The sequence below is a fragment of the Micromonospora sp. NPDC047738 genome, from assembly GCF_040642675.1.
Lineage (GTDB): Bacteria > Actinomycetota > Actinomycetes > Mycobacteriales > Micromonosporaceae > Micromonospora.
In genome coordinates, this window is the sequence record NZ_JBEYSO010000004.1 from 37647 (window position 1) to 58909 (window position 21263).

The window sequence follows — 21263 nt, forward strand, 5'->3', positions numbered from 1 at the left end:
CGGGCATGGTGGGCAGCGGCGCCGCAGTCACCGCCGCGCTGCCAGATCCCTCTCGTCGCGGTTGACGAGCGGGAGCGACGCATCCCGCCTCGTCACGCCCAGGTAGCCGACCAGGACAACGATCGTCGCCAGGAACAGACCGCTGGTGATCACCGGGCCGACACCGAGGCCACCTTCGTCACGCCCCTGCGAGAGGTAGTCACCGAGCGACGCGCCGAGCGGGCGAGTCAGCACGTAGGCGATCCAGAACGCCAGGATCGGGTTCAGCCACGACCCAGCGTACGCCGCCCCGACCACGGCGATCAGCGCGGCGAAGATCAACCCGGAGCGCCAGTAGCCCAGGTCGAACCCCTCGGACAACAGATCGCCGGCCGCCGTGCCGAGCGCGAAGGTGAACAGGATCGCCGCCCAGTAGAAGCCCTCCCGGCGGGCCGTGACAATCGAGTGGATCGACAGAGTGCCCTCACTGCGGTACCAGATGGCGAAGGTGGCGGCGAGGGCCACGGCGAACACCGCCGTGCTCACCTCGAGCGGGACGCCAAGGCTGTCGGTCAGATTGTCCGTGATCAGCGTGCCGACGATGCTGACCAACACCACCGCCAGCCAGTAGATCCCCGCCACGTACCGCCGGGCCCGGAACTGCCAGACGAGCACCGCGGCCAGCGCGACGGCCATGACCAGCGTGGTGCCGGTCAGGCCGAAGTGAAGGTTGACGTTGAGAAAGTCCGCCGCCGTCTCACCCACCGTGGTCGAGAGGACCTTGATGATCCAGAAGTAGACGATGACCTCAGGGACCTTGTTGAGCATCTGTCGCGTTTGGGCTGATTTGGTAAGGGTCATGCCGGCAAACTCCCACGCCCATGCTGAGAGCAGGCTGAACCCGCATGGACCGGTCAGCGCCAGCAGTGCCTCGGTCATGAGGTGGCGCGACCCGAGCAGCCGCCGGCCCGGACGGCGTGGGGCCACGTCGGGCCGGCCGAGCAACTAAGTTCCGGTCATGGATTTTCAGGATGTTGTCCGGCGGCGACGGATGGTGCGCAGCTACGACCCGGACCGGCCGGTACCCCCCGACGTCGTCGAGCGCATCGTCCACAACGGGCTGCGGGCGCCGTCGGCAGGTTTCTCCCAGGGCTGGGGCTTCCTGGTGCTCGACAACCCGGCCGACATCGCGCGGTTCCGGGACGCCGTACGGCCCGAGGAGGGGCCCGAGAACTGGTTCGCGGCGCGGGTCGAGTCCCCGCTGCTGATCGTTCCCCACTCGAACAAGGACGCCTACCTGGACCGCTACGCCCAGCCCGACAAGGGGTTCGTCGACCGGTCGGACGCCTGGTGGCCCGCCCCGTACTAGGACATCGACACGGGGATGGCGTCGCTGCTGATGCTGCTGACCGCGGTCGACGCCGGACTGGGCGCGTGTTTCTTCGGCATGCCGGTGGACCGGATCGACGCGTTCCGCGAGGCGTTCGGCGTGCCGCCGCAGTTCACCCCGATCGGCGCGATCTCGATCGGCTACAGCGACGAGCCGCCCCGCGACCTCCGCAACCGGCGCCGCCCGGTCGACGAGGTCGTGCACCGGGGCCGGTGGAGCTGACCGGTCGAGGAGTCGCGACGGCGGCGGAGTGCGGGCATGTCGAACACCCCGCACTCGTCGCTGTTCACACGTCCAGGGTGAGCCGGACCGTCACCACCTCGCCCACCTCGAGCCCTTCCGCCTTCCGCACCGACGCCTTCACTGGCACGATGTAGCGCCCGTCCTTCGGAAAGAGAGACGTCCGCCAGTTGGTGCTCCCGATGCGCGCCGCGACAGGGATCATCCCCCAGCCGTAGGTCACGGCTGCGGAAGCCGCTTCCAGCGCACCGCACTGCTCGTCCGGGACGGTGACGAAGTGGAACGGCGCGGGTCCCCGCCAGAACCACAGCTCGCCGCTGAACTCCAGGTCCATCCGGTCAGCATAGGAGTCGGTCAGCGACCGGCGGCGTACGCGTGAGCCGCACCGCGAGCGCGACGGTCCAGGCCATCAGGGGGAACACGGCCACCCGTTCCATGCCGCCGACGCCGAAGCCAAGGTCGACCTGGGCCAGGAACAGGGCCGTGCCGGCCAGGCCGGTCAGGCCCAGCGCAAGGCTGTCCTCGCGCATCGCGCCAAGGATCGGCGACCGCCGGGCCAGCGACGCCACCAGCATCCCGACGTTGCCCAGTACGAAGATCAGCAGTGCCGCCAGGAAGTGGTTGTTCTCGTGCACGTCCGCCGGATACGCCCCGGCCAGGACGTATCCGCCCGCACCGGCGAGCGTCAGCACCTGTGCCGCCCGGGTGGCGAGCCCACGGCCGAGCGCCGACCAGGTGAGCAGCACCCCGAGCGCGAGCAGCAGACCGGTGACGATCATGGCCCCGTTCATCGCCGCATGCCATGGTGAGCAGACCTCGCGCGGCCGGGTGCTGTCCCACACCCCGCAGGTCACATTGCCCAGGTCGCTGATGTTGTGGGTGGCCCAGCTGAAGCGCGGCTGCCGCCACGCCAGCCCGGTGATCACGTTCGCGACCAGGAACAGCGGTGTGGCCAGCAGCCAGCTGTACGAGCCCAGGCGATGGATACGCATGGGCAAAGTCCACCGTCCCGCGCTGGGCGCCGCACTGGGCCCAGTGCGTCAATGTCAGGTAGGGCTGGGCATACCCGAAGAGTGGATTCAGCCGGCTGGGCCCGCCGGTTGCGCCTGGCTAGCGTCTTTCGCATGACCTTGGGCAGACCCCTTCACCTGGCGGAGGCACTTCGCCGACGCGGCTATCTGATCTCCGCATGGCCCTGGCGCGCACTGGCGTACGCCGTCACCACCGTGCCGGTCGCCGGCGTGCTGGCGGTCGGGCTGCTCGTCGTCGGGGCGCCGTTGCTGGCGATGGTCAACGCGGCACGGCAAGACCGCCCCGTCGAGCTGCCCATCGTCCTGTTCCTGACCGTCGCCGGCCTCGTCGTGCTGGCGCTCGCCCCAATCGTGAGCATCCCGGTGACCATGCTCGAACGGCGGCGGCTCGGCATCGTCGACCCGCGCCCACTGCCCGAGCACAGCTTCCGGGGCCTGGCGGCGCGCTACACCAGCGCCACGGCCTGGCGGGAGGTCGCCTACGCCTTCTTCCTGGGCGGCGTCGTGCCGATCGCGTACTGGCTGCTCACGCTGCTCGCCCTGCTGGACCTCACGCTGATCGCCAGCCCCTGGCTGGCCGGCGACGCCGACCAGGTCGTCGTGGTCTGGAGCACTGTCGACACCGCCCGCCAGGCGATCCCGTACGCCGTCGTGGGCGTCCTCTTCGTCCCGGTGCTGTGGTATCTGGCCGGGTTGCTCGTCGCCGTCCAGGCGGCGCTGGCCCGGTGGCTGCTCGGCGGGCCGCCCGACGACCGGGCGGCGCTGCGGGAGGTCACCCGCTCTCGAGCCCGCCTGGTCGACGCTTACGAGGCGGAACGTCGCCGCATCGAGCGCGACGTGCACGACGGCGCGCAGCCGCGGCTCACCAGCCTGACCCTGCAACTGGGGCTGGCCCGGCTCGACGTGCCCGAGGACTCACCCGCCGCCCGGCCGTTGGCCGTCGCGCACGAACAGGCCAAGGACCTGATGGTCACGCTCCGGCAGATCGTGCAGGGCATCCGCCCGCAGAACCTCACCGAGCTCGGCCTGGCCGGCGCCGTCCGGGAACTGGCCGGCGAGGCCACCATCCCCGTCGGCGTACGCGCCGACCTCACGCAGCAGGTGCCGGAACTGGTGGAGACCACCGCCTACTTCGTGGTGTCGGAGTCCCTGGGCAACGTCGCCCGGCACGCCCACGCGACCCGGGCCGAGGTGCGGCTGACCCAGACCGATCGCCATCTCGTCGTGGAGGTCGAGGACGACGGCCGGGGCGGCGCGGACCCGGTCCGGGGCACCGGCCTGACCGGCCTCGCCGACCGGGTCGCCGCGGTCAATGGGCGGTTGCTGCTCGCGAGCCCGGCCGGCGGCCCTACCCTCGTTCGGGTGGAGCTGCCGTGCCGTCGATGACCCGGGTCGTGCTCGCCGAGGACGAGGTCCTCCTGCGCGAGGGTCTCGTCGGCCTGCTGACCCGGTTCGACTTCGAGGTGGTCGCCGCCGTCGGGTCGGCGCCGGACCTGCTGGACGCGGTCCGCGCGCACGAGCCGGACCTGCTCGTGACCGACATCCGCATGCCGCCGCACCATCGCGACGACGGCCTGCGGGCGGCCGTCGCCCTCCGTGGGGAGCGGCCGCACCTGGCCGTCGTGGTGCTGAGCCAGTACGTGCAGACCGAGTACGCCTCCGCGCTGCTCGACAGCGGCGACGGCCGACACGTCGGCTACCTGCTCAAGGACCGGGTGGCCGACGTCGCCGAGTTCGCCGACACTCTGCGCCGAGTCGTGGACGGCGGCACGGCCATCGACCCGGACGTCGTCCGGCAGCTGCTGCACCGCCCCCGCGATCCGCTGGCCGCCCTGTCCGCCCGCGAACGCGAGGTGCTCGCGCGGCTCGCCGAGGGCCATTCCAACGCGGCGATCGCGGCGAGGCTCCACGTCACCGAGGCGGCGATCGGCAAGCACGTGGGAAACATCCTGACCAAGCTCGACCTGCCGCCCAGCGACGACACCAACCGGCGGGTGCTGGCGGTCCTCACCTACCTGCGTACCGATCGGTCCCTGCGCGACCAGCGGTGATCGTCGCCCGCTCCGGCACCCTCGACCGGGCGGTGCCGGCTCAGCACCTAACGGCGGGCTGAGCCGGCCGGCGCGGTCAGGAGGTGAACGACCAGGGGCCGAACCGGCTCCAGGCCACCACGGCGGCCAGCACCAGCAGCACCACGTTGACGACGATGCTCTGGGACTCCTTGCGGCGGGCGTGCACGACGATCGCGCCGAGCATGACGAGGACGAGCCCCAGCGCGGCCAGCGGCACCAGCACGGGGGCGATGTCGAGCGCGGCGGGCAGGATCAGCCCGACCGCGGCGAGCAACTCCAGCGCGCCGATGAGTTTGATCGTGCTGGCGCTGGCGTTCTCCGTCCAGCCCATGCCGGAGGCGGCCAGCTTCTCCTTCGACTGGACCAGCTTCATCGCCCCGGCGGCGAGGAACGCGACGGCCAGCAAACTGGCGATGATCCACAGAACGATGTTCATCACGGCCCTCCCGGACCTCTCATGACTTCAAGCGTTGAGCGAACCGTAGAGCGGATCACTTCAAGCTACAAGTGACGGGTGACCTGGATCACTTCAGGCGTGAAGTTATGCTGGAGGCATGGAGACGCCGCAGGAGCCGCGCTGGCTGGACGCCGAGGAGAGGCAGACCTGGCTCGCCCTGGTCAGCGTGCTGATCAGGCTGCCGTCGGCGCTGGACGCCCAGTTGCAGCGAGATGCCGGGATCAGCCACTTCGAGTACCAGGTGCTGGCCGGGCTGTCCGAGGCGCCCGACCGCACACTGCGCATGAGCGAGCTGGCCGTGCTGGCCGAAGGGTCACTCTCACGCCTCTCACAGGTGGTCGGCCGGCTGGAAAAGCGCGGCTGGGTACGCCGCACTCCGGATCCCACCGACGGCCGCTACACCCTGGCGATCCTCACCGAGCAGGGCTGGGCCAAGGTCGTCGGGACCGCGCCCGGCCATGTCGACGCGGTACGCACCCTCGTCTTCGACCCGCTCACCAAGGCGCAGCAGCGACAGCTGCGCGACATCGGCCACCGCATCATGCGTGTCGTCGACCCGGACGGCAGCTGCCCCGGCTGACCACCCCCACATCCGCACGAGAGGTGCCGACATGACCTCCATCCTCAACCCGGCCGTGCCCGCCGGCGCGTACGACCGGTTCCTCACCGAGGCCCTCCCCCGCGCCCGGGCCCAGCGGGAGTGGGCCCCCGCGGACGGGCCGCTGCCCGCCCTCTACCTCAGCCACGGCGCACCGCCGCTGTTCGACGACGGACCCTGGATCCGGCAGCTGTTCGACTGGGCCCAATCGCTGCCGAAGCCCCGCAGCATCCTGATCATCTCGGCGCACTGGGAGAGCGCCCCGCTGAGCCTGTCCGCGTCGGCCGCGCACACCCCGCTGGTCTACGACTTCGGCGGCTTCCACCCGCGCTACTACACGCTGCGGTACGACACACCCGACGCCGGCTCCCTCGCCAAGCGGGTGGCCGGGGCCATGCCGGCCGGCGAACCACTCCACCAGCACCCCAGCCGCGGTCTCGACCACGGGGCCTGGGTGCCGCTGATGGCCATGTATCCGCTGGCCGATGTCCCGGTGCTCCAGCTCAGCATGCCGACCCAGAATCCGGCCCGCCTGCTCCAGTTGGGTGCCCGCCTACGCCCGCTGCGCGAGGAAGGCGTCCTCGTCATCGGCTCCGGCTTCATGACACACGGCCTGCCGTTCGTCACCCGGGAGATGTTCACCCGCGGCGCCGTCCCCGCCTGGTCGTCCGACTTCGACGCCTGGGCCGCCGACGCCCTCGCCCGCGGCGACCTTGACGAACTCGCCGCCTACCAGACCCGCGCCCCCGGCATGCCCTACGCGCATCCCACCGCCGACCACTACATCCCGCTGTTCATCACCCTCGGGGCTGCCGACCAACCCGACCGACCGGTCCTCACCGCCATCGACGGCTACATGATGGGCTTCTCCAAGCGCTCCTTCCAGACCGTCGGGTAGCACCCCCGCCCGTTGACGCCCGGGTCAGCACGGCGACTGTGACTTGTCAGCCTGGGTGACTCACGCCAGTTCGGTCCAGGGGTGGTTCAGGTGTGCGGTGGCCAGCACGGCGCGGCTGGCGCGCGCCTCGTCGAGGAGCCGCTGACGGGTCCGACGCGCGACGTCGGGGTCCGCCTCGTACCGGTAGGCCACCGCGGGGTCGACGAGTTGGACGGCGTGGACCAACACATCACCGGTCACGATCACCTGCTCGCGGCCGGCGTCGACGACGACCGACTGGTGGCCCGGAGTGTGTCCCGGAGTTGGTACGACGCGGATCGACCCACCCGACCGGCCAGGGGCCGACGCGAGCCGGGTGGCACCGTCCACCTCGTCCAGCAGGCCGGTCGCCCGCAGCGGGTCGACGATGTATGACCGGGCGGCGTCGCCGTCTGGCAGGCCAGCCACCTCGCGCTGTTGCACGACGTACCTGGCGTTGGGGAACATCGGTGTTGCGTCCAGCCCGACGGACCAGCCGAAGTGGTCCTCGTGCAGGTGGGTCAACACCACCGTGTCGACCTCCGCCGGGTCGATGCCGGCGCGCTCGAGCTCGGACGGAAGCCGGCCCGGCGTCGGCGCCCAGGCCGCGGCGGGACTGCCGTCGGGTCCTACTCCGGTGTCGACCAGCATCAGCCGGCCTCGCGGCCCGCGGATCGCGAAGCAGCGGAAGTCGAGCTGCCAGGATTCCCCGGGGCCGAAGGCGGCCGGGTCGACGGCCCGGGCGAGGTCCCAGTCGTGGGGCGTCGCGTCGGAAAACGCGACCTGCCGGTCGAGGAAGAACGGCCCGGCCGCGTCCAGCAGCGGGATCACCTCGAACGCACCGACCGACCGGGACGCCAGGGTCCCTCGCCCTGTCCTGCTCGCCGGGGCCGCGCTCGCCAGCTCAGCCACGCCCGTGGAGCCGGCGACCGTCACGGCCGTGGCGGCGAGCAGGAACGTCCTTCGCCCGAACTGGGGGAGAGTCTCACTCACGGCAGTTGCCTCTCGTGTGGGCCGGGGGCCTCGACCCGCCCGGCGTCAGGGACGAACGCTAGGACCGGGACTGACCCGCCCGTAACAACCTGGCCGGCGGCTGACCTGATCCTGTCGATACCTGACCGGGCATCACCGCCGCGCCCACCCGTCGGGTTTCTAGGATGTGCCTCGATCCGCCTCCCGCCAGCCGGGCGGAGGTGGTGTGAGTGGTGGGAGGCCGCCGATGCCGCTCGACGGACCCGGGGTGGCCCTGTTGGCCTACACCGGCGCGGGCAGCTTCGACTACGTGACCGTCAATGAGATCTTCGGCGTGGACTACTCCGGCCGGTTCGGATCGTGGTATCGGAGCAGGACGTGCGGGGTGGCACCGGGGCCGGTCGAGCTCGACGGCGGGGTCACCGTCCAGGCCCCGTACGGACTCGACGAGGCGGAACGGGCCGACCTGCTGATCGTTCCCGGCTGGACGAGAGAACACGAGGTCCCCCCGCAGGCGTTGCTGGCGACCCTGCGCCGCGCGTACCGGCGGGGCGCGCGCATCATGTCGATCTGCACCGGCGCGTTCGTGCTCGGCCACGCCGGTCTCCTCGATCAGCGGCGGGCCACCACGCACTGGGCGATGGCCCCGCTGCTCGCCTCGCTCTTCCCGTCCGCCACCGTGGACCCGCGCGCCCTGTTCGTCGACGATCGCCGGATCCTCACCGCCGCGGGCATGTCGGCTGGAATGGACCTCGCGCTGCACGTCGTACGCGGCGATTTCGGCGCGGATGCCGCCGCCACCCTGGCTCAGCGGCTGGTGCTGGCCGGTTACCGCAGCGGCGGCCAGGCCCAGTTCGTCGACTCACCGCTGAGTCCCGACCCCGGCGATCCGCTGCCGGACCTGCTCGACTGGATGCGTCGGCATCTGGACCAGCGGTGGTCGCTGCGCGCGCTGGGCGCCCAGGTGCACATGAGCCCGCGGACGCTGACCCGGCGCTTTCACCGGCTCACCGGCATGAGCCCGCACCAGTGGCTCATGCGGGAGCGGATCCTCGCCGCGCAGCGGCTGCTCGAGGCCAGCGACGAGTCGGTCGAGCAGATCGCCGCACGTACCGGCATCGGCTCGGCGGGCAACCTGCGGTACAGCTTCCGCCGGGAACTCGGGGTATCGCCCCAGGTGTACCGCACGACGTTTCGCTCCCGCCGCGCGGCCGGCCGGCCGGACGAGAAGCCGCGTCGGGCCCCAATGACCCGGCCGGAGGAACCTGATGGTTCACCGCAGAGCGGAACTGGAGCCGGCCACGTGCCGACTAGGGAATGAGCCCGCGGCGGCGGCCTTCGGCGACCGCGGCGGTGCGGTTGTCGACATTGAGCTTGCTGAACACCTGGACGAGATGGGACTTGACGGTGGCCTCGGTGATGAACGTGGCCCGGGCGATGGCGTGGTTGCTGTGGCCCTCGGCGACCATCTGCAGGATCTCGAGCTCGCGTGGGGTCAGCGCCCGCCCGGGAGCGCGTACCCGGGTGATCAGGCGGGTGGCGATGGCGGGGGCGAGCACGGTTTCGCCCGCGGCGGCGGAGCGGATGGCGGTCAGCAGGTCGTCAGGTTCGGTGTCCTTGAGCAGGTATCCCGTGGCGCCGGCGGTGATGGCGGGCAGGATGTCGGCGTCGCTGTCGTAGGTGGTCAGGACCAGCACCCGTGGTGGTCGGGGGTGGGCCAGGATCCGCCGGGTGACCTCCGCGCCGTTGATCCCTGGCCCCAGGTGCAGGTCCATGAGGACCACGTCAGGAGCGCTGGCTTCGACCTGTGCGATCGCGTCGATCCCGGTGGCGGCCTCCCCGACGACCGTGATGCCCGGATCGGCATCCAGCGCCGCCCGCAGTCCGCGTCGGACGATGGGGTGATCGTCGACGATGAAGACGCGGATCGGTTCGGCAGGACGGGGCGCGCGGGTCACGACGGTTCCCCTTCGGTAGGGATGGCAGCGCTGATCGCGGTGCCCTGTCCGGGAGCGGATTCGACGACGAGCGTGCCACCGACGGCGGCGAGTCGGCGGCGCATGGTGGCCAGGCCCAGACCGGTGCCGGTCGTGGGGTTGAACGGCTGGTCGGGGTCGAACCCCCGCCCGTTGTCGACGACGTCGAGGCTGACCGTCCCGGGCAGGAAGGTCAGGGTGAGGTTCACCCGGTCGGCCGCGGCGTGCGCGCGGACGTTGGCGGTGGCCTCCTGTCCGACCCGGAGCAGGGCGACCTCCACCGGGGTGGGCAGTGCGTAGGGAAGGCCGTCGACGGTGATCCGGGCGTCGAGGCCGAGGCGGCGGCTGTCGTCGACCAGGTGGCCGAGCGCCTCGGTGAGCGGGCGGCCGGCCAGCGGGGCGGGGGTGAGGGCGCGGATGAGGCGCCGCGTGTCCTCCAACGCCGACTGCGCGGCCTCGACGGCGGCGTCCAGTTGGCGGTGGGCGGCCGCCGGAGCGTCCGGCCAGCGACCGGCGGTCGACTTCACCAGCAGGACGATCGTGGACAGGCTCTGGGCGACGGTGTCGTGGATCTCGCCGGCGAGCCGTTCGCGCTCGGCGAGCATGCCGGCGTGGCGCTGTGCGGCGGCGAGTTGGCCCTGCGCGGCGGTGAGGTCGGCCAGCAGCCGCGCGGTCAGCTCGTTCTGCTGTCGGAGATCCCGGTAGACGGTCATGATCACGATGGCCACACCAGCGCCGATGACCGGGCCGAGCACCGCGGGAAGACTCAGCCGGCCCTGATGTGCCGAGAACGCGGCGACGGCCACCGCCGCCAACCCCGCGACGACCAACGGCCCGAGCATCCGCGGGAGTAGCTGCATGGCCAGCAGGAACAGGGCGAACGCCAGCCACACGAAGTCCACCGACAACGCGGCCAGCCCGATCCAGCCGGCGGCGAGCCCGGCGAACCACAGCCCGGCCACCACCGGTCGTCGAGCGCGCCGGGCGAGTACGACGCCCAGCAGGTACCACAGGGCCACCACCGCCGCCGCGGTGACCAGCACGCCGACCGGTGGACGGCCGGACCCTGCGGCGCGTAGGGCGCCCACCAGCAGCAGTGCGACGAACAGGACGTGCTCGGCCCGACGGAGCAGGGTCAGCGTGACCGCCGCGACACGCGGCTGCTGGTGATCCATGGCCCTGTCGACGGTAACGGCCGGTGCCCGGCCCGACCCCCAACTTTTGATGGGTTCACCCATGCCTCTTTCGTCTCCGCACGTCCCAGCCCCGGTCCGATGGCACCGTCGGTGCTGGCGGGAAGGCTTGTGGCATGTTCATCGCAGTACGTGATCTTCGATTCGCCCGGGGCCGGTTCGCCCTCCTGGGCACCGTCATCGCGTTGATGACGTTGCTGGTGGTGCTGCTGACCGGGCTGACCGCGGGACTGGGGGCGGCCAGCGTGTCGGCGGTGGCGGCGCTCCCCGTCGACCACGTCTCGTTCCAGCAGCCGACCGACGGCCAACAGGTGTCCTTCGCCACCAGCACCCTACCGGCGGACTCGGCAGTCACCGTGGCGGCGCAGCCGGGGGTCACCGCCGCGTGGCCACTCGGTGTGTCGACCACCCGCCTGCAAGCCGACGGCGGGGCCACGACGGTGACCCTGATTGGCGGCGATCCTGAGCTGTATCCGGCAGTGCGGCAGGGCCGGGCACCGAGCGGCGCCGAGGTGGCCCTCACCGCCGATCTGGCCGAGGCGCAGTCGGTGTCGGTCGGCGACCTCGTCGCCGTCGCCGGGCAGCGGGTCACGGTGGCCGCGGTCGTGGCCACCACCTCGTTCAACCATCTGCCCGTCGTGTATGCCCCGATCAGCACCTGGCAGGACCTGGCCCGGACGGACAGCATCACCGCCGTCGCCTCGACCGGCGGCGATGCGGCTGGCGCCGCCGGCGTCACGACCGCCAGCCGCGACGAGGCGTTCACCGCGGTCGGCGGCTACGCCTCCGAGCAGGGCTCGCTCAACCTGATGCGGGGCCTGCTGCTGGCGGTCTCCGCCCTGGTTGTCGGCGCCTTCTTCACCGTCTGGACCATGCAACGCGGCACCGACCTGGCGGTGGTCCGCGCGCTCGGCGGTAGCCGCGCCTACCTGCTGCGCGACGCCCTCGCCCAGGCCGGGATCGTCCTGCTGGTGGGTGCCGCCGTCGGTGCCGGCGCCGCCGCCGGCCTGGGTGCGGTGGCCGCCCGGGTGGTGCCGTTCGTCCTGGACGCCACCACGGTTGCCGTCCCGCTCGCGGCGATGCTCGCCGTCGGCGCGCTCGGCGCCGCCTTCTCCGTCCGCCGGGTCAGCACCGTGGACCCGCTCACCGCCCTGGGGGCAGCCCGATGACTCTCACCCTGACTGATGTCCGCCTCACCTACCCCGACGGGGACCGCCGCCTGATCGCACTCGACGCGGTCGACCTGCGGATCGCCGCGGGTGAACTGGTGGCGGTGACCGGGCCGTCCGGCTCCGGCAAGTCCAGCCTGCTAGCGGTCGCCGGCGCGCTGACCAGCCCGGACTCCGGCACGGTACGGATCGAGGACATCGACGTCACCTCCCTCGATCAGCAGGGCTGCGACCGGCTCCGGCGCGAACGCATCGGATTCGTCTTCCAGCAGGCCAACCTGCTGGCCTCGCTCACCGCCCTCGACCAGCTCCTGCTCGTCGCGCACCTGTCCGGCGGATCCCGGCGCTCGGCCGAGGCCCGCGCCCGCGCGTTGCTCGACCGGGTAGGTCTCGGCGGCAAGGCGCACAAGCGCCCGCACCAGCTGTCCGGCGGGGAACGTCAGCGCGTCGGGGTCGCCCGCGCGTTGATGGGTGCCCCCGCCCTGCTGCTGGTCGACGAACCCACCTCCGCGCTCGATCACGATCGCGGCGCGGTCGTGGTGCGGCTGCTGCGCGACATCACCCGCGAGCAGCAGGTGGCCACCGTCCTGGTCACCCACGACCTGCAGTACCTGCACCTGGCCGACCGGACCGTGGCGATGCGGGACGGCCGGGTGTGCTCGCCGGCTGACGTCAGGTCGCACTCGCCCGCCGCCGGCCCGGGCCGCTGAAGTCAGTCGTAACCGGATCCTTTTCCATCTCAGGCCGAGGCGCGGCGCGCCAACCACAGGCGGTGGGCGAACAGGGCGACGTAGCCGGCGAGGACCGCGCCGAGCACGGCCAGTGCGCCGGTGTCGGCGGACCGCCGTGCCGCGTCCAGGATCACGCCGAGCATCGCCGCCGCGACGATCAGGGACACGTGGTTGGAGGCCCAGAAGACCACCGGCGTCATGCGCCCGGGGTCGAGGTCGCGCATCGCGCCACGGCGCAGCTGCCGGACGAGCCAGACCGACAGTGGCGCGGTGGCGGCCATGACGGCCCAGACCAGCCACGGCACCCAACCGAGCAGCGCGAAGGCGGTGAGCATCGCGTACGCGATCGGCTGCGCGGCGACGATCAGGCGCACCGCCGGCTGGTAGCCGACGATGACCGGCAGGGTGCGCTTGCCGACTGCGGCGTCCGATCGGCGGTCGCCCAGGTTCATCACCATCATCCGCGCCACCTGCAGCATCGCCGTGGGTGCCAGCACGGCCACCAGCAGCATCGGTATGGTGCCGGTCTGGAGCACCACGGCGACCGCGGGCCAGAGTCCGTTGAGGATCACGGCGACCGTGAGCTCGCCCGCGCCTCGATAGTTCAGCCGTACCGGCGGTGCGGTGTAGAACCAGGCCAGCACCACGGCCGCGGTGGCGAGCAGGCGTGCCGGCCAGGACGGCATGACCGCCACCATCAGGGTGGACACGCTGAACAGTACGAACGCGGCGCCGAGCGACACCACGGGCGCGACCGACCCGTCCACCAGTGCCCGGCTGCCGCCCGTCCACGGAGTGAAGTAGACGTTCGCGCGGTCGGCCTCCAGGTCGAAGTACTCGTTGCAGTAGTGGGTCATCACGTGGACGGTCCACGCGAACAGCTGGGCGACCGCGTACCAGGTGACGTCGAGCGGGTGGCCCTGGTGCACCGAGACCGCCACGGCGAGGCCCACCGGCAGGAGGTTGTAGAGCAGGAAGCGGAGCCGGGCGAGTCGGAGGAAACCCTTCCAGTTGGTCCGGTCCGGCTGGCGGTCAGGGCTGGTGACAGCGTGGTGAGTGTCCGGCAGCAGGCTCGGCTCCAGCATTGCACCCATCGACGTACGCCTCCCCGTAATCAGTCCGCTACAGAACCCTATGGGGCGGGCGTCGGGAAGGGACAGGGTGTGTCAGGAAGGTAACTGGGCTCTTCACAGTTGAGGGTGTAGTCGCAGCAGACCACCCGCGGCCGCCGCGGCCGTAAGAACGACCCGCTCTACCGTGCCCGGCGAACCCTGCACACCGGTGCCGACCCGCTCACCGACAAGCAGGCCGCCCGACTCACGGCCCTGTTCGCCATCGATGAGCACGTCGAGGTCGAGGCCACCTGGGGCATCTACCCAGCGGATGATCGCCGCCTACCGGCACCCCGGACCCAGCCGCGGGCCGCGAGCTGATGGTCAAGCTGATTCTTCGCGTAACCGCTCAGATCGGTCAACGGCGCACCCGATAGCGCAGGTGAAGCACCCGGTTGCCCTGAATCACCACGTCAGGATCCTCCAAAAGGTGCTGCGCGACGACCGACCCGAAGTAGCGCTTGCCGGACCCGAACACGACGGGTACGACGTCCATGCGCACCTCGTCGACCAGGCCCGCGGCAAGCACCTGGCCACCGACGTCGCCAGCGGCGACCTCGACCATGCGGTCACCCGCAAGGTCCTGCGCCTTGGCCACGGCTGCCTCGACGCCGTCGACGAAGTGAAACGGCGCCTCGGGGTCCCAGCCCTCGGGCTCCGGCCGGTGCGTCACGACGACCACGTGGTCGATCCCGCCCGGAGGCTTCCCGTCCCAGCCGTCCGTCATGTCGAAGACGTGGCGGCCGACGATCGTGACTCCGATCTGGTCCCAGTACGGCCGGGTGTATTCGTAGGACGTCTGCGACACCTTCACCTCGCCGCTCTCGTCCAACGGGACGTCACCGCTGGACAACCAGTCGAACAGCGGTCCGGGCTGGTCATTCTCGTCCGCGACGAAGCCGTCCACCGACACCGAGCTGTACATGACCACCTTGCCCACGGGGCTCTCCTCTGCTTTGGCGTGCCCCCAAATTAGCGTGTCGTGAGCTGTCGCTCTTGTAAGAAATCAATCGGCCGGCAGCGGCCAGCTGTCCAGCACGTGGCCGGGATGTTCGCGCAGGAACCGCCGCCGGACTTCGACGTACCGGGTCGGCGTGAGCCCGGTGAACGCCCGGAACTCGTGGCCGAAGTGGGCCTGGTCGAAGTAGCCTGCGCCACCGGCGAGTTCGCCCCAGTCGATCGGCCCGGCGGGGTTGATCGCGAACACGGTGGCGGCGAAGCGGTGGGTGCGGGCCAGCCGCTTCGGCGTGACGCCGATGAGCTCCTTGAACCGCTGTGCCAGATGAGTGCTGCTGACCCCGGCTGCCACCCTCAGGTCGCCGATCGCCACCGACCCGCTGGTCGCCGCGATGACGCTGCTCGTATGGCGGACCAGCCCCAGGCCGGCGGTCTCGCCCAGCCGTCGCATTAGCTCCTCCTCGAGCAGCGTCAGCATCTCGTACGGTCCGTCCGCCGTGGCCAGCCGGTCTCGCAGCTCAGCAATGGCGGGCCGGCCCCAAACCTGCTCCACCGTCACCGGCCGGTCACACAGCTCGGCCGCGGGCATCGGCAGGAACGGCGCCAGCCCCCACGGCTTGAAGTGCACGCCGACGGACCGGGTCCGGAGTGGGTAGCCGAACTCCAACGCGCGGGTGGGCATGGTGACCACGCAGCCGTCGGCGTACTCGGCCGTCTCGATGTCGGTGCCGGCGCGAATGCGGAACGGCGCCCCGAGGTTGACGATGAGCAACGCCGCCGGCATCGGCGGCAGCGTCAGCCGGGCGTACGGCGGCGCACCCTCCAGGTAGTAAAGGTCGTCGATCAGCCCGTCCAGCGGCGGTCGCGGCACTCTGGACACGTACTCCACGCCCACAGCATCGCCGACGCCCCGCCCGCATCGCGCGCCGGGATGGTCCAGCCGCGCTGCCGCCAGCATCGAGCCGGCGTCGATCCCGGACGAGCGCCCGGCCGCGGACATTTGCGTGGGATACGCGTGCTGCGTGAGAGATGGAGGATTGTCGGCCCTATTGCGTTGTGAAGAGTTCGGTAACTGCCTCCTACGTGCGCGGGCTGCGCGCCCACTCCCCACAGCCAGGCCAGGGCGCCCTGCGCCGGCGACCCGACGGTGCGGGCGGGGTGCCCCACACCGTCGGGTCGGCTCGCGCCTGCGCCGGTCCGACCTCTCGCGAAGCCGGCACGGTCGCCCAGGCGACGGCCGGCGGCTGCGGAGCGACGGTCAGCAGTACCCGTTGACGGCGCCGCTGCTACCGGTCCAGAGGTAGGCGTCGGACACCCAGGTGCCGTCGGTGAGCCTGTTCCACAGTGCCGTGGTGCCCCATCGGCCGCTGTGTGTGGTGCCGTTCGCCGAGCAGGCGATGCTCACGGTCGCACCGTCGGCGACGGATCCGGCGATCCCGTAGCCGGTGCCGGGACCGGTGCGCCGGTTGACCGAGCCGCCTCCGTTGGCGTCCACCACACCCTGGGTGAAGCCGAGCGCGCCGTAGTTGTAGAGCGCCCCGCCCACGTTCACCTGGGCCGAGCCGTGCAGCGCGTACCCCTGGTAGGTGGCGCCGCCCGGAATGATCACCCACTTGCCGAGGTTGTGGCCGTGCATCGGCACGTACGCGTTGTTCTGCCGCAGCGCGAAGTGCACGTGCCGGCCGCTCGCGGCGCCGCCGCAGGTCACGTCCGTGCCGGTGTCCCCGAGGTAGGCCCCCTCGCCGACACCCGCGCCGTTGACGTTGATGCTGTTCCAGAGGTGGTAGTAGTCGGTGGCGTAGCCGCGGTCGTGGATCACCCGGATCCAGCCCCGGCACATGGTGTACGCGGTGCCGCCGCGGGCCGCCAGCACCCGCTGGTCGCCGCCGGCCAGGTCGATCGCGCTCCACGGGCTCTCGCTGCCGCCCCAGCCGTGGGGTCCGCCGGTGAGATACCAGGACTGGCCGATTCCGTACGGCAGTCGCATGCCGGTGCGGTAGTCGCCACCGGCGTACATCGGCGTCACCGCGGTGAACACCTGCTTCTCGCGGTCGGAGACCACCGCCGCGGGTGCCGCCGCGGCCAGGTCGGCGAAGGCCGGTTCGCCGTCGAACGCGATCTGCCAGCCGCGGTCCTGTGCCCGAGCCACGAACAGCCAGCCGGCCGGGTAGGCGTCCTCCTGCTGCGGCGCGACGACGACGGCGGTGCCGAAGGCCCAGTGCTGGCCGGCTCGGCGGGTGATGTTCACCCGGGTGTCGGACGCGTCGGCGGCACGCAGCGCCGGCTCCGTCTTCAGGCTGGCCTGCTGGAGCAGCTTCGCGGTGACGGCGGTGGTCACGTCGGTCGACGGGGCCGCCTGGGCGGCGGTGGGACTGGTGGTGAGCAAGGTCGCGCCGAGCAGTGACGCGGCGGCGACACCGAGCGCGATCCGGAGATGGGGCATGGGTCCTCCTTCACCAAGGGGTGGGAGGGAGGCTAGCCACTCTATCGACGCCTGTCTACGCCTCTGGTCAACTCGGACCCCGCCCGCCCGGTGGTCAGCTCACCCGTTGGGGCCAGCGTCCGGCCCGGCTCGGTCGAACCGCCGAGCCCGTTCGGGGAGACCGCGGGCGAGCCGTTCGGCCAGGACGACTGGCAGCTGTCCGACAAGAGCGCGACTCGCCCCGCAGCCGCACCTAGCTTCGCCGGTAATCACAGACTGTTGCGGTGGGTGGGGGGATTCATCTTGAACAGAACACATATCGTCACCGGCGCCACCGGGTTCGTCGGGCTGGCGCTCGTCCTGGAGTTGCTGCGGCGTACCGACGACGACGTGGCGTGCCTGGTGCGGCCCGGTGCACAGGACCCGGACGTGCGGCTGCGCAGCCTGTTGACCGCGGCGGCGCACGCCTACGGCCAGCGCGTCGACCTCGACGGCCGGGTGCGTACCGTCGCCGGCGACATCACCCGGCCGGACTGCGGCCTGGTCGAGCCGGTCCGCGGCCCGATCGCGGACTTCTGGCACAGTGCCGCCTCGCTGCGCTACGAGGAGTCCGCCGCGGCGGAGATCTTCGCCACCAACGTCGACGGCACCCGGCATGCGCTCGCCCTCGCCGACCGGCTCGGCGCCGCCTCGTTCAACTACGTCAGCACGGCCTACGTCGCGGGCACCCGCGACGGGGTGATCACCGAGCGCCTCATCGCGCCCGACGGCAACAACAACGCGTACGAGCGCAGCAAGGCCACCGCCGAGGCACTGGTCCACGGCCACGCCGGCACCGCGACCCGCATCCTGCGGCCCAGCATCGTGGTCGGCCACCGTGGCACGCGAGCGGTCGTCGGCAGCTACACCGGGATGTACGGCTTCCAGCGCCGGCTCGCCGTGTTCGCGCAGAGTCTGTCGACGCGCGCGCCGCAGCGCCTGCGCCGGCCCGTGCGGATGCTGGTGGACCCGGGCACGCCGCTGAACTTCATTCCCGTCGACGCGTTGGTCGAGCAGATGATCGGCATCGCCGCCTCGGGCAGTCCGGAACGGATCTTCCACCTCACCAACTCGACCCCGCCGGCCGCCGGCGAGGTGCTGCGGCGGATCTTCGCGCTGGCTGGGCTGCCCGAGCCGGAGTACGTCACCGACCAGTCCGAGCTCGACGACACGGACCGGGCGTTCGCCAGCGGCATCGAGTTCTACCGCTCGTACCTGGTCGGCGAGAAGCTCTTCGACCGGGTCAACAGCGACCGGGCGCTGGGCCGGCCCGACGCGGGGACGATGCCGTTCCCCGACGACGAGGTCACCGCCTACGCCCGCTGGTACCTGGACAACGTCCAGCGCCGCCGGCAGCCGGGGCGGCACCGGGCGGCGCCCGCCCGCTCCGCCCGCTCCGCGCCGGGCGCCGCACCGCAGCCGGCTGAGCCGGTCCGGATCGTCCTGCTCGGCGCCGGTTACACGTCGGTGTGGGCGTACAAGTCGCTGCGGCGGCGGCTGGGCCGGCAGTTGCGCCGGGGCGCGGTGGAGATCGTCTTCGTGGACCCGCTCGGCTATCACTCGTACCACGGTTTCACCGCCGAGGTGCTCGGCGGCATCATCGCCGAGGGGCATGAACGGAGCCCGCTGCGGACGACCTGCCCGCGGGCGCGGCTGGTCCGGGGCACCGCGCAGCACGTCGACCTGGCCCGCCGCGAGGTCGACGTGGCGCTGACCGGCACCGCGGGAGAGACGCTGACCCTGCGTTACGACCACCTGGTCGTCGGCTGTGGCAGCCACGACGACCTGGCTCGGGCGGCGGGGCTCGCCGAGCACGGCTGGTCGCTGAAGAACCCGGGCGGGTCCGCTGCCGTGCGGGAGCGGTTGCTGACGCAGGTGGAGCTGGCCGACGCGAGCCCGGACGAGCAGACCCGGCGGGGCCTGCTCAGCGTGGTCGTGGTCGGGGGCGGCTTCACCGGCGTGGAGATGTCGGCCACGATCGCCGAGATCTTCCGCAGTCTGCGCCCTCGCTACCGGGTGCTGCGCGAGGTCGAGCCGCAGGTGCACCTCGTGCACGGCGGTCCCGACCTGCTGCCGCAGCTGCGTCCCCGGTTCGGCCGGCTGACCGGCTACGCGCACCGCCAGCTTGTGCGGGCTGGCGTGCGGGTGCACCTGGGCACCCGGGTGGCCCGGGTCGACGAGGACGGCGCGTACCTCGATGACGGGTCGGTGCTCGCCAGCCGCCTGGTGGTGTCCACGTTGGGCCAGGCCGTGGCCCCGGTGCCGGGCACGGAGTCGCTGGAGTCGCGCGACGGCCGCCTGGTCACCGACGAATACCTGCGGGTACGCGGCGACGGCGGGCGGGTCTGGTCCGGTGGCGACCATGCCCACATGGTGCACCCGGTCAAGGGGGAGCCCTGCCCGGCCAACGCATTGTGGGCGATCAAGCACGGCGGATGGATCGGGGCGAACATCGCGGCTACGCTGCGCGGCCGGACACCGCGCCGGTTCACCTACCGCGGGCTCGGGCAGGCGGCGAGCCTGGGCGTCGGCAAGGGCGCCGTCGAACTGTACGGGGTGCAGGTCACCGGCTGGCTGGGCTGGTTGATGCGGGCCGGGTTCTTCCTGTGGTTCATGCCTTCGCGGCGGCAGGCGGTACGCAGCCTGCTGGACCTGCTCGGCGCGCCCGTTCTTGGCCGGCGCCTGACCGCGCTGGCGGCGTCCGAGCAGTCGGTCCGGGTGGGCAGCCCGGAGCGGCTCGCGGTGCTGAGCCAGCCGCCCCGTCCGCCCCGGCAGCGTGATGAGCAACCGCCTCGCCAGCGGGACGGCAGCGAGCACGAGCAGCTTTCCCAGCCGGAGCCGCGGTAGGACGTTGCCGCGCCCGTAGGAAATCTTCCCCTAGGCCGTTGACTTCGGTGGTTTTCAACACAACAATCGCCATCAATATCGATAGCTATCGCTGTCGATCGGCCACTTGGGAAGGAGGTTCCATGGCAGCTCTGGTAGGTGAGATGTCGTGGTTCTGCTGCGGCAGCGCCTGGGGTCCCTGCGGCACCGCGGGCGGCGGCGCCTGCGGCACCTGCAAATCCGGCAACTACCAGCACGCCTGGCCCAACGCCTCGGACGCGTGCTTCTCCATCACCCGCCCGGACGCCTGCGGCGTCAGCATGTCCCGCCGCACCTGCGGCTTCCGGCACTACACCACCAACCCGTGCAGCGGTAAGCGGGTCGGCACCACGATCGCCGACTGCGGCCCGCAGACCGACCTGTGGTGCGGCGAGCGCAGCTGCTGCGGCGCGTCCTGCGGCACCAACCGGATCATCGACCTGACGCCCGCGGCGTACAGCGCGATCGCCAGTCTCTCCACCGGGCTGCGGCCCTGCTCGGTCGACACGGTCTGAACGGGAGGGCAACACGATGAAGCAGACCCTGGACCGCCGCCGACTGCTCGCCACCGCCGCGCTCGGTGGCCTGGTCGGCGCCACCGGCCTCGGCTCGCTCGCCCCCGAGGCAGCCTTCGCCGCCGAGGCCGTGACCGTCGAGCCCGGCGCTCCGGATCCGAACTTCGCGGAGGGCCGGATCAGCAAGATCTCCGGCAGCATGCTGCTGGTAACCGGCTCGGACACCGTCCTGCACTCGATCCGGATCACCGACGGCACGAGCATCTGGAAACTGCACCCGACCACGTTCGACCAGATGGCCGTCGGCGACGGGCTCTACGCCCGCGGCCTGCGCCTGCCCGACGGCACCCTCGCCGCGGACTCCGTCTGGGTCAACATCGTCAACCTGCACGCACACATCGCGTCGGTCGGCCGCAACATGCTGCACCTCGACCACAAGGGCCACCGGATCGTGGGGCACGTCGTGCCGGGTCGCTCCGCCGCGGTCTACAACGGCACCCCCGCGATCAGCGACATGTCGCTGCTGCGGGTCGGCCGGCACGTCCAGGTGCTCGGCGCCTGGCACCCGGACACCAACGAGATCGACATCGCCACCGTCTACGCCGCCGCCTGACCGGCAACCCCGGGCG

At 71.6% G+C, this 21263-nt stretch carries 21 protein-coding genes and 2 pseudogenes; 12 read left to right on the top strand and 11 right to left on the bottom strand.

Annotation, left to right across the window (positions count from 1 at the left end; genetic code table 11):
• Positions 1-27: 27 nt before the first annotated feature.
• The gene (locus tag ABZ783_RS08430) at positions 28-918 is read right to left on the bottom strand and encodes a hypothetical protein (RefSeq protein WP_357435387.1); all 891 of its coding nucleotides are present in this window, start codon (positions 916-918) and stop codon (positions 28-30) included.
• A 79-nt stretch (positions 919-997) separates the two neighbouring features.
• On the opposite strand from ABZ783_RS08430, the pseudogene ABZ783_RS08435 reads away from it, so the two are divergent.
• Positions 998-1591 (top strand): annotated as a pseudogene (locus ABZ783_RS08435) (nitroreductase family protein).
• A gap of 64 nt (positions 1592-1655) precedes the next feature.
• Here the strand turns inward: ABZ783_RS08435 and ABZ783_RS08440 are convergent.
• On the bottom strand, positions 1656-1943 hold the full coding sequence (locus tag ABZ783_RS08440; RefSeq protein ID WP_357435389.1) for a DUF1905 domain-containing protein: 288 nt from the start codon (positions 1941-1943) through the stop codon (positions 1656-1658).
• A 4-nt stretch (positions 1944-1947) separates the two neighbouring features.
• A complete protein-coding gene (locus ABZ783_RS08445; RefSeq protein ID WP_357435391.1) occupies positions 1948-2601 on the bottom strand; it encodes a DUF998 domain-containing protein in 654 nt (217 codons plus the stop codon).
• A 132-nt stretch (positions 2602-2733) separates the two neighbouring features.
• Here ABZ783_RS08445 and ABZ783_RS08450 point away from each other — a divergent pair, with 132 nt between their 5' ends.
• Both ABZ783_RS08450 and ABZ783_RS08455 read left to right on the top strand, forming a co-directional pair.
• Positions 2734-4026: a sensor domain-containing protein gene (locus ABZ783_RS08450; RefSeq protein ID WP_357435393.1), complete on the top strand. Its 1293-nt coding sequence runs from the start codon at positions 2734-2736 to the stop codon at positions 4024-4026.
• Positions 4014-4691 carry a response regulator transcription factor gene (locus tag ABZ783_RS08455; protein WP_357435394.1) on the top strand — a complete coding sequence of 226 codons (678 nt, stop codon included), beginning with the start codon at positions 4014-4016 and terminating at the stop codon, positions 4689-4691. The genes ABZ783_RS08450 and ABZ783_RS08455 overlap by 13 nt, the downstream gene beginning before the upstream one ends.
• A gap of 76 nt (positions 4692-4767) precedes the next feature.
• Here ABZ783_RS08455 and ABZ783_RS08460 read toward each other — a convergent pair whose 3' ends face one another.
• On the bottom strand, positions 4768-5148 hold the full coding sequence (locus ABZ783_RS08460) for a DoxX family protein (RefSeq protein WP_357435395.1): 381 nt from the start codon (positions 5146-5148) through the stop codon (positions 4768-4770).
• Between the two features lie 118 nt (positions 5149-5266).
• Between ABZ783_RS08460 and ABZ783_RS08465 the strand changes: the two genes are divergently transcribed.
• Positions 5267-5749: a MarR family transcriptional regulator gene (locus ABZ783_RS08465; RefSeq protein ID WP_357435397.1), complete on the top strand. Its 483-nt coding sequence runs from the start codon at positions 5267-5269 to the stop codon at positions 5747-5749.
• Positions 5750-5780: 31 nt separating this feature from the next.
• Complete coding sequence (locus ABZ783_RS08470; protein ID WP_357435399.1) at positions 5781-6665, top strand: class III extradiol ring-cleavage dioxygenase; 885 nt, start codon at positions 5781-5783, stop codon at positions 6663-6665.
• 60 nt (positions 6666-6725) lie between these two features.
• Here the strand turns inward: ABZ783_RS08470 and ABZ783_RS08475 are convergent, their stop codons facing one another.
• Positions 6726-7676, bottom strand: coding sequence for an MBL fold metallo-hydrolase (locus tag ABZ783_RS08475; RefSeq protein WP_357435401.1), 951 nt, complete (start codon positions 7674-7676; stop codon positions 6726-6728).
• 226 nt (positions 7677-7902) lie between these two features.
• On the opposite strand from ABZ783_RS08475, the gene ABZ783_RS08480 reads away from it, so the two are divergent.
• On the top strand, positions 7903-8976 hold the full coding sequence (locus ABZ783_RS08480) for a helix-turn-helix domain-containing protein (protein ID WP_357435403.1): 1074 nt from the start codon (positions 7903-7905) through the stop codon (positions 8974-8976).
• On the opposite strand, the gene ABZ783_RS08485 is transcribed toward ABZ783_RS08480, so the two are convergent.
• Together ABZ783_RS08485 and ABZ783_RS08490 are read right to left on the bottom strand one after the other, a co-directional pair.
• A complete protein-coding gene (locus tag ABZ783_RS08485; RefSeq protein WP_357435405.1) occupies positions 8966-9613 on the bottom strand; it encodes a response regulator transcription factor in 648 nt (215 codons plus the stop codon). The two genes, ABZ783_RS08480 and ABZ783_RS08485, sit on opposite strands and share 11 nt — an antisense overlap.
• The gene (locus ABZ783_RS08490; RefSeq protein ID WP_357435407.1) at positions 9610-10806 is read right to left on the bottom strand and encodes a sensor histidine kinase; all 1197 of its coding nucleotides are present in this window, start codon (positions 10804-10806) and stop codon (positions 9610-9612) included. Before ABZ783_RS08490 ends, ABZ783_RS08485 begins: the two co-directional genes overlap by 4 nt.
• Positions 10807-10940: 134 nt before the next feature.
• Between ABZ783_RS08490 and ABZ783_RS08495 the strand changes: the two genes are divergently transcribed.
• Both ABZ783_RS08495 and ABZ783_RS08500 read left to right on the top strand, forming a co-directional pair.
• Positions 10941-11993, top strand: a complete 1053-nt coding sequence (locus tag ABZ783_RS08495) for an ABC transporter permease (protein WP_357435409.1) — start codon at positions 10941-10943, stop codon at positions 11991-11993.
• Positions 11990-12703 (top strand): ABC transporter ATP-binding protein, encoded by a 714-nt coding sequence (locus tag ABZ783_RS08500; RefSeq protein WP_357435411.1) that lies wholly within the window; start codon positions 11990-11992, stop codon positions 12701-12703. Before ABZ783_RS08495 ends, ABZ783_RS08500 begins: the two co-directional genes overlap by 4 nt.
• A 29-nt stretch (positions 12704-12732) precedes the next feature.
• Here ABZ783_RS08500 and ABZ783_RS08505 read toward each other — a convergent pair whose 3' ends face one another.
• Positions 12733-13818: a prenyltransferase gene (locus tag ABZ783_RS08505; protein WP_357435413.1), complete on the bottom strand. Its 1086-nt coding sequence runs from the start codon at positions 13816-13818 to the stop codon at positions 12733-12735.
• A gap of 129 nt (positions 13819-13947) precedes the next feature.
• On the opposite strand from ABZ783_RS08505, the pseudogene ABZ783_RS08510 reads away from it, so the two are divergent.
• Positions 13948-14131 (top strand): annotated as a pseudogene (locus ABZ783_RS08510) (ISL3 family transposase); the annotation flags it as partial.
• Positions 14132-14194: 63 nt separating this feature from the next.
• Here the strand turns inward: ABZ783_RS08510 and ABZ783_RS08515 are convergent.
• From ABZ783_RS08515 to ABZ783_RS08525, 3 genes are all read right to left on the bottom strand, one after another.
• Complete coding sequence (locus ABZ783_RS08515) at positions 14195-14776, bottom strand: dihydrofolate reductase family protein (protein WP_357435415.1); 582 nt, start codon at positions 14774-14776, stop codon at positions 14195-14197.
• A gap of 66 nt (positions 14777-14842) precedes the next feature.
• On the bottom strand, positions 14843-15793 hold the full coding sequence (locus ABZ783_RS08520) for a helix-turn-helix domain-containing protein (protein ID WP_357435416.1): 951 nt from the start codon (positions 15791-15793) through the stop codon (positions 14843-14845).
• Positions 15794-16051: 258 nt separating this feature from the next.
• Positions 16052-17236: a peptidase M23 gene (locus ABZ783_RS08525; protein WP_357435417.1), complete on the bottom strand. Its 1185-nt coding sequence runs from the start codon at positions 17234-17236 to the stop codon at positions 16052-16054.
• A 282-nt stretch (positions 17237-17518) separates the two neighbouring features.
• Here ABZ783_RS08525 and ABZ783_RS08530 point away from each other — a divergent pair, with 282 nt between their 5' ends.
• The 3 genes from ABZ783_RS08530 to ABZ783_RS08540 all read left to right on the top strand — a co-directional run bounded on the left by ABZ783_RS08530 (position 17519) and on the right by ABZ783_RS08540 (position 21247).
• Entirely contained in the window at positions 17519-20101 is a 2583-nt protein-coding gene (locus tag ABZ783_RS08530; RefSeq protein WP_357435419.1) for an SDR family oxidoreductase, read from the top strand.
• 122 nt (positions 20102-20223) lie between these two features.
• Positions 20224-20634 carry a hypothetical protein gene (locus ABZ783_RS08535; protein ID WP_357435421.1) on the top strand — a complete coding sequence of 137 codons (411 nt, stop codon included), beginning with the start codon at positions 20224-20226 and terminating at the stop codon, positions 20632-20634.
• Between the two features lie 16 nt (positions 20635-20650).
• Complete coding sequence (locus ABZ783_RS08540; protein ID WP_357435423.1) at positions 20651-21247, top strand: cell wall protein; 597 nt, start codon at positions 20651-20653, stop codon at positions 21245-21247.
• Positions 21248-21263: the final 16 nt, after the last annotated feature.

What these genes read in the sequence shown, in the direction of transcription:
- ABZ783_RS08525 (WP_357435417.1), bottom strand. Translation starts at nt 17,236, where the DNA reads ATGCCCCATCTCCGGATCGCGCTCGGTGTCGCCGCCGCGTCACTGCTC.
- ABZ783_RS08445 (WP_357435391.1), bottom strand. Translation starts at nt 2,601, where the DNA reads ATGCGTATCCATCGCCTGGGCTCGTACAGCTGGCTGCTGGCCACACCG.
- ABZ783_RS08440 (WP_357435389.1), bottom strand. Translation starts at nt 1,943, where the DNA reads ATGGACCTGGAGTTCAGCGGCGAGCTGTGGTTCTGGCGGGGACCCGCG.
- ABZ783_RS08450 (WP_357435393.1), top strand. Translation starts at nt 2,734, where the DNA reads ATGACCTTGGGCAGACCCCTTCACCTGGCGGAGGCACTTCGCCGACGC.
- ABZ783_RS08430 (WP_357435387.1), bottom strand. Translation starts at nt 918, where the DNA reads ATGACCGAGGCACTGCTGGCGCTGACCGGTCCATGCGGGTTCAGCCTG.
- ABZ783_RS08535 (WP_357435421.1), top strand. Translation starts at nt 20,224, where the DNA reads ATGGCAGCTCTGGTAGGTGAGATGTCGTGGTTCTGCTGCGGCAGCGCC.
- ABZ783_RS08495 (WP_357435409.1), top strand. Translation starts at nt 10,941, where the DNA reads ATGTTCATCGCAGTACGTGATCTTCGATTCGCCCGGGGCCGGTTCGCC.
- ABZ783_RS08540 (WP_357435423.1), top strand. Translation starts at nt 20,651, where the DNA reads ATGAAGCAGACCCTGGACCGCCGCCGACTGCTCGCCACCGCCGCGCTC.
- ABZ783_RS08490 (WP_357435407.1), bottom strand. Translation starts at nt 10,806, where the DNA reads ATGGATCACCAGCAGCCGCGTGTCGCGGCGGTCACGCTGACCCTGCTC.
- ABZ783_RS08470 (WP_357435399.1), top strand. Translation starts at nt 5,781, where the DNA reads ATGACCTCCATCCTCAACCCGGCCGTGCCCGCCGGCGCGTACGACCGG.
- ABZ783_RS08500 (WP_357435411.1), top strand. Translation starts at nt 11,990, where the DNA reads ATGACTCTCACCCTGACTGATGTCCGCCTCACCTACCCCGACGGGGAC.
- ABZ783_RS08520 (WP_357435416.1), bottom strand. Translation starts at nt 15,793, where the DNA reads ATGTCCGCGGCCGGGCGCTCGTCCGGGATCGACGCCGGCTCGATGCTG.
- ABZ783_RS08480 (WP_357435403.1), top strand. Translation starts at nt 7,903, where the DNA reads ATGCCGCTCGACGGACCCGGGGTGGCCCTGTTGGCCTACACCGGCGCG.
- ABZ783_RS08465 (WP_357435397.1), top strand. Translation starts at nt 5,267, where the DNA reads ATGGAGACGCCGCAGGAGCCGCGCTGGCTGGACGCCGAGGAGAGGCAG.
- ABZ783_RS08460 (WP_357435395.1), bottom strand. Translation starts at nt 5,148, where the DNA reads ATGAACATCGTTCTGTGGATCATCGCCAGTTTGCTGGCCGTCGCGTTC.
- ABZ783_RS08505 (WP_357435413.1), bottom strand. Translation starts at nt 13,818, where the DNA reads ATGGGTGCAATGCTGGAGCCGAGCCTGCTGCCGGACACTCACCACGCT.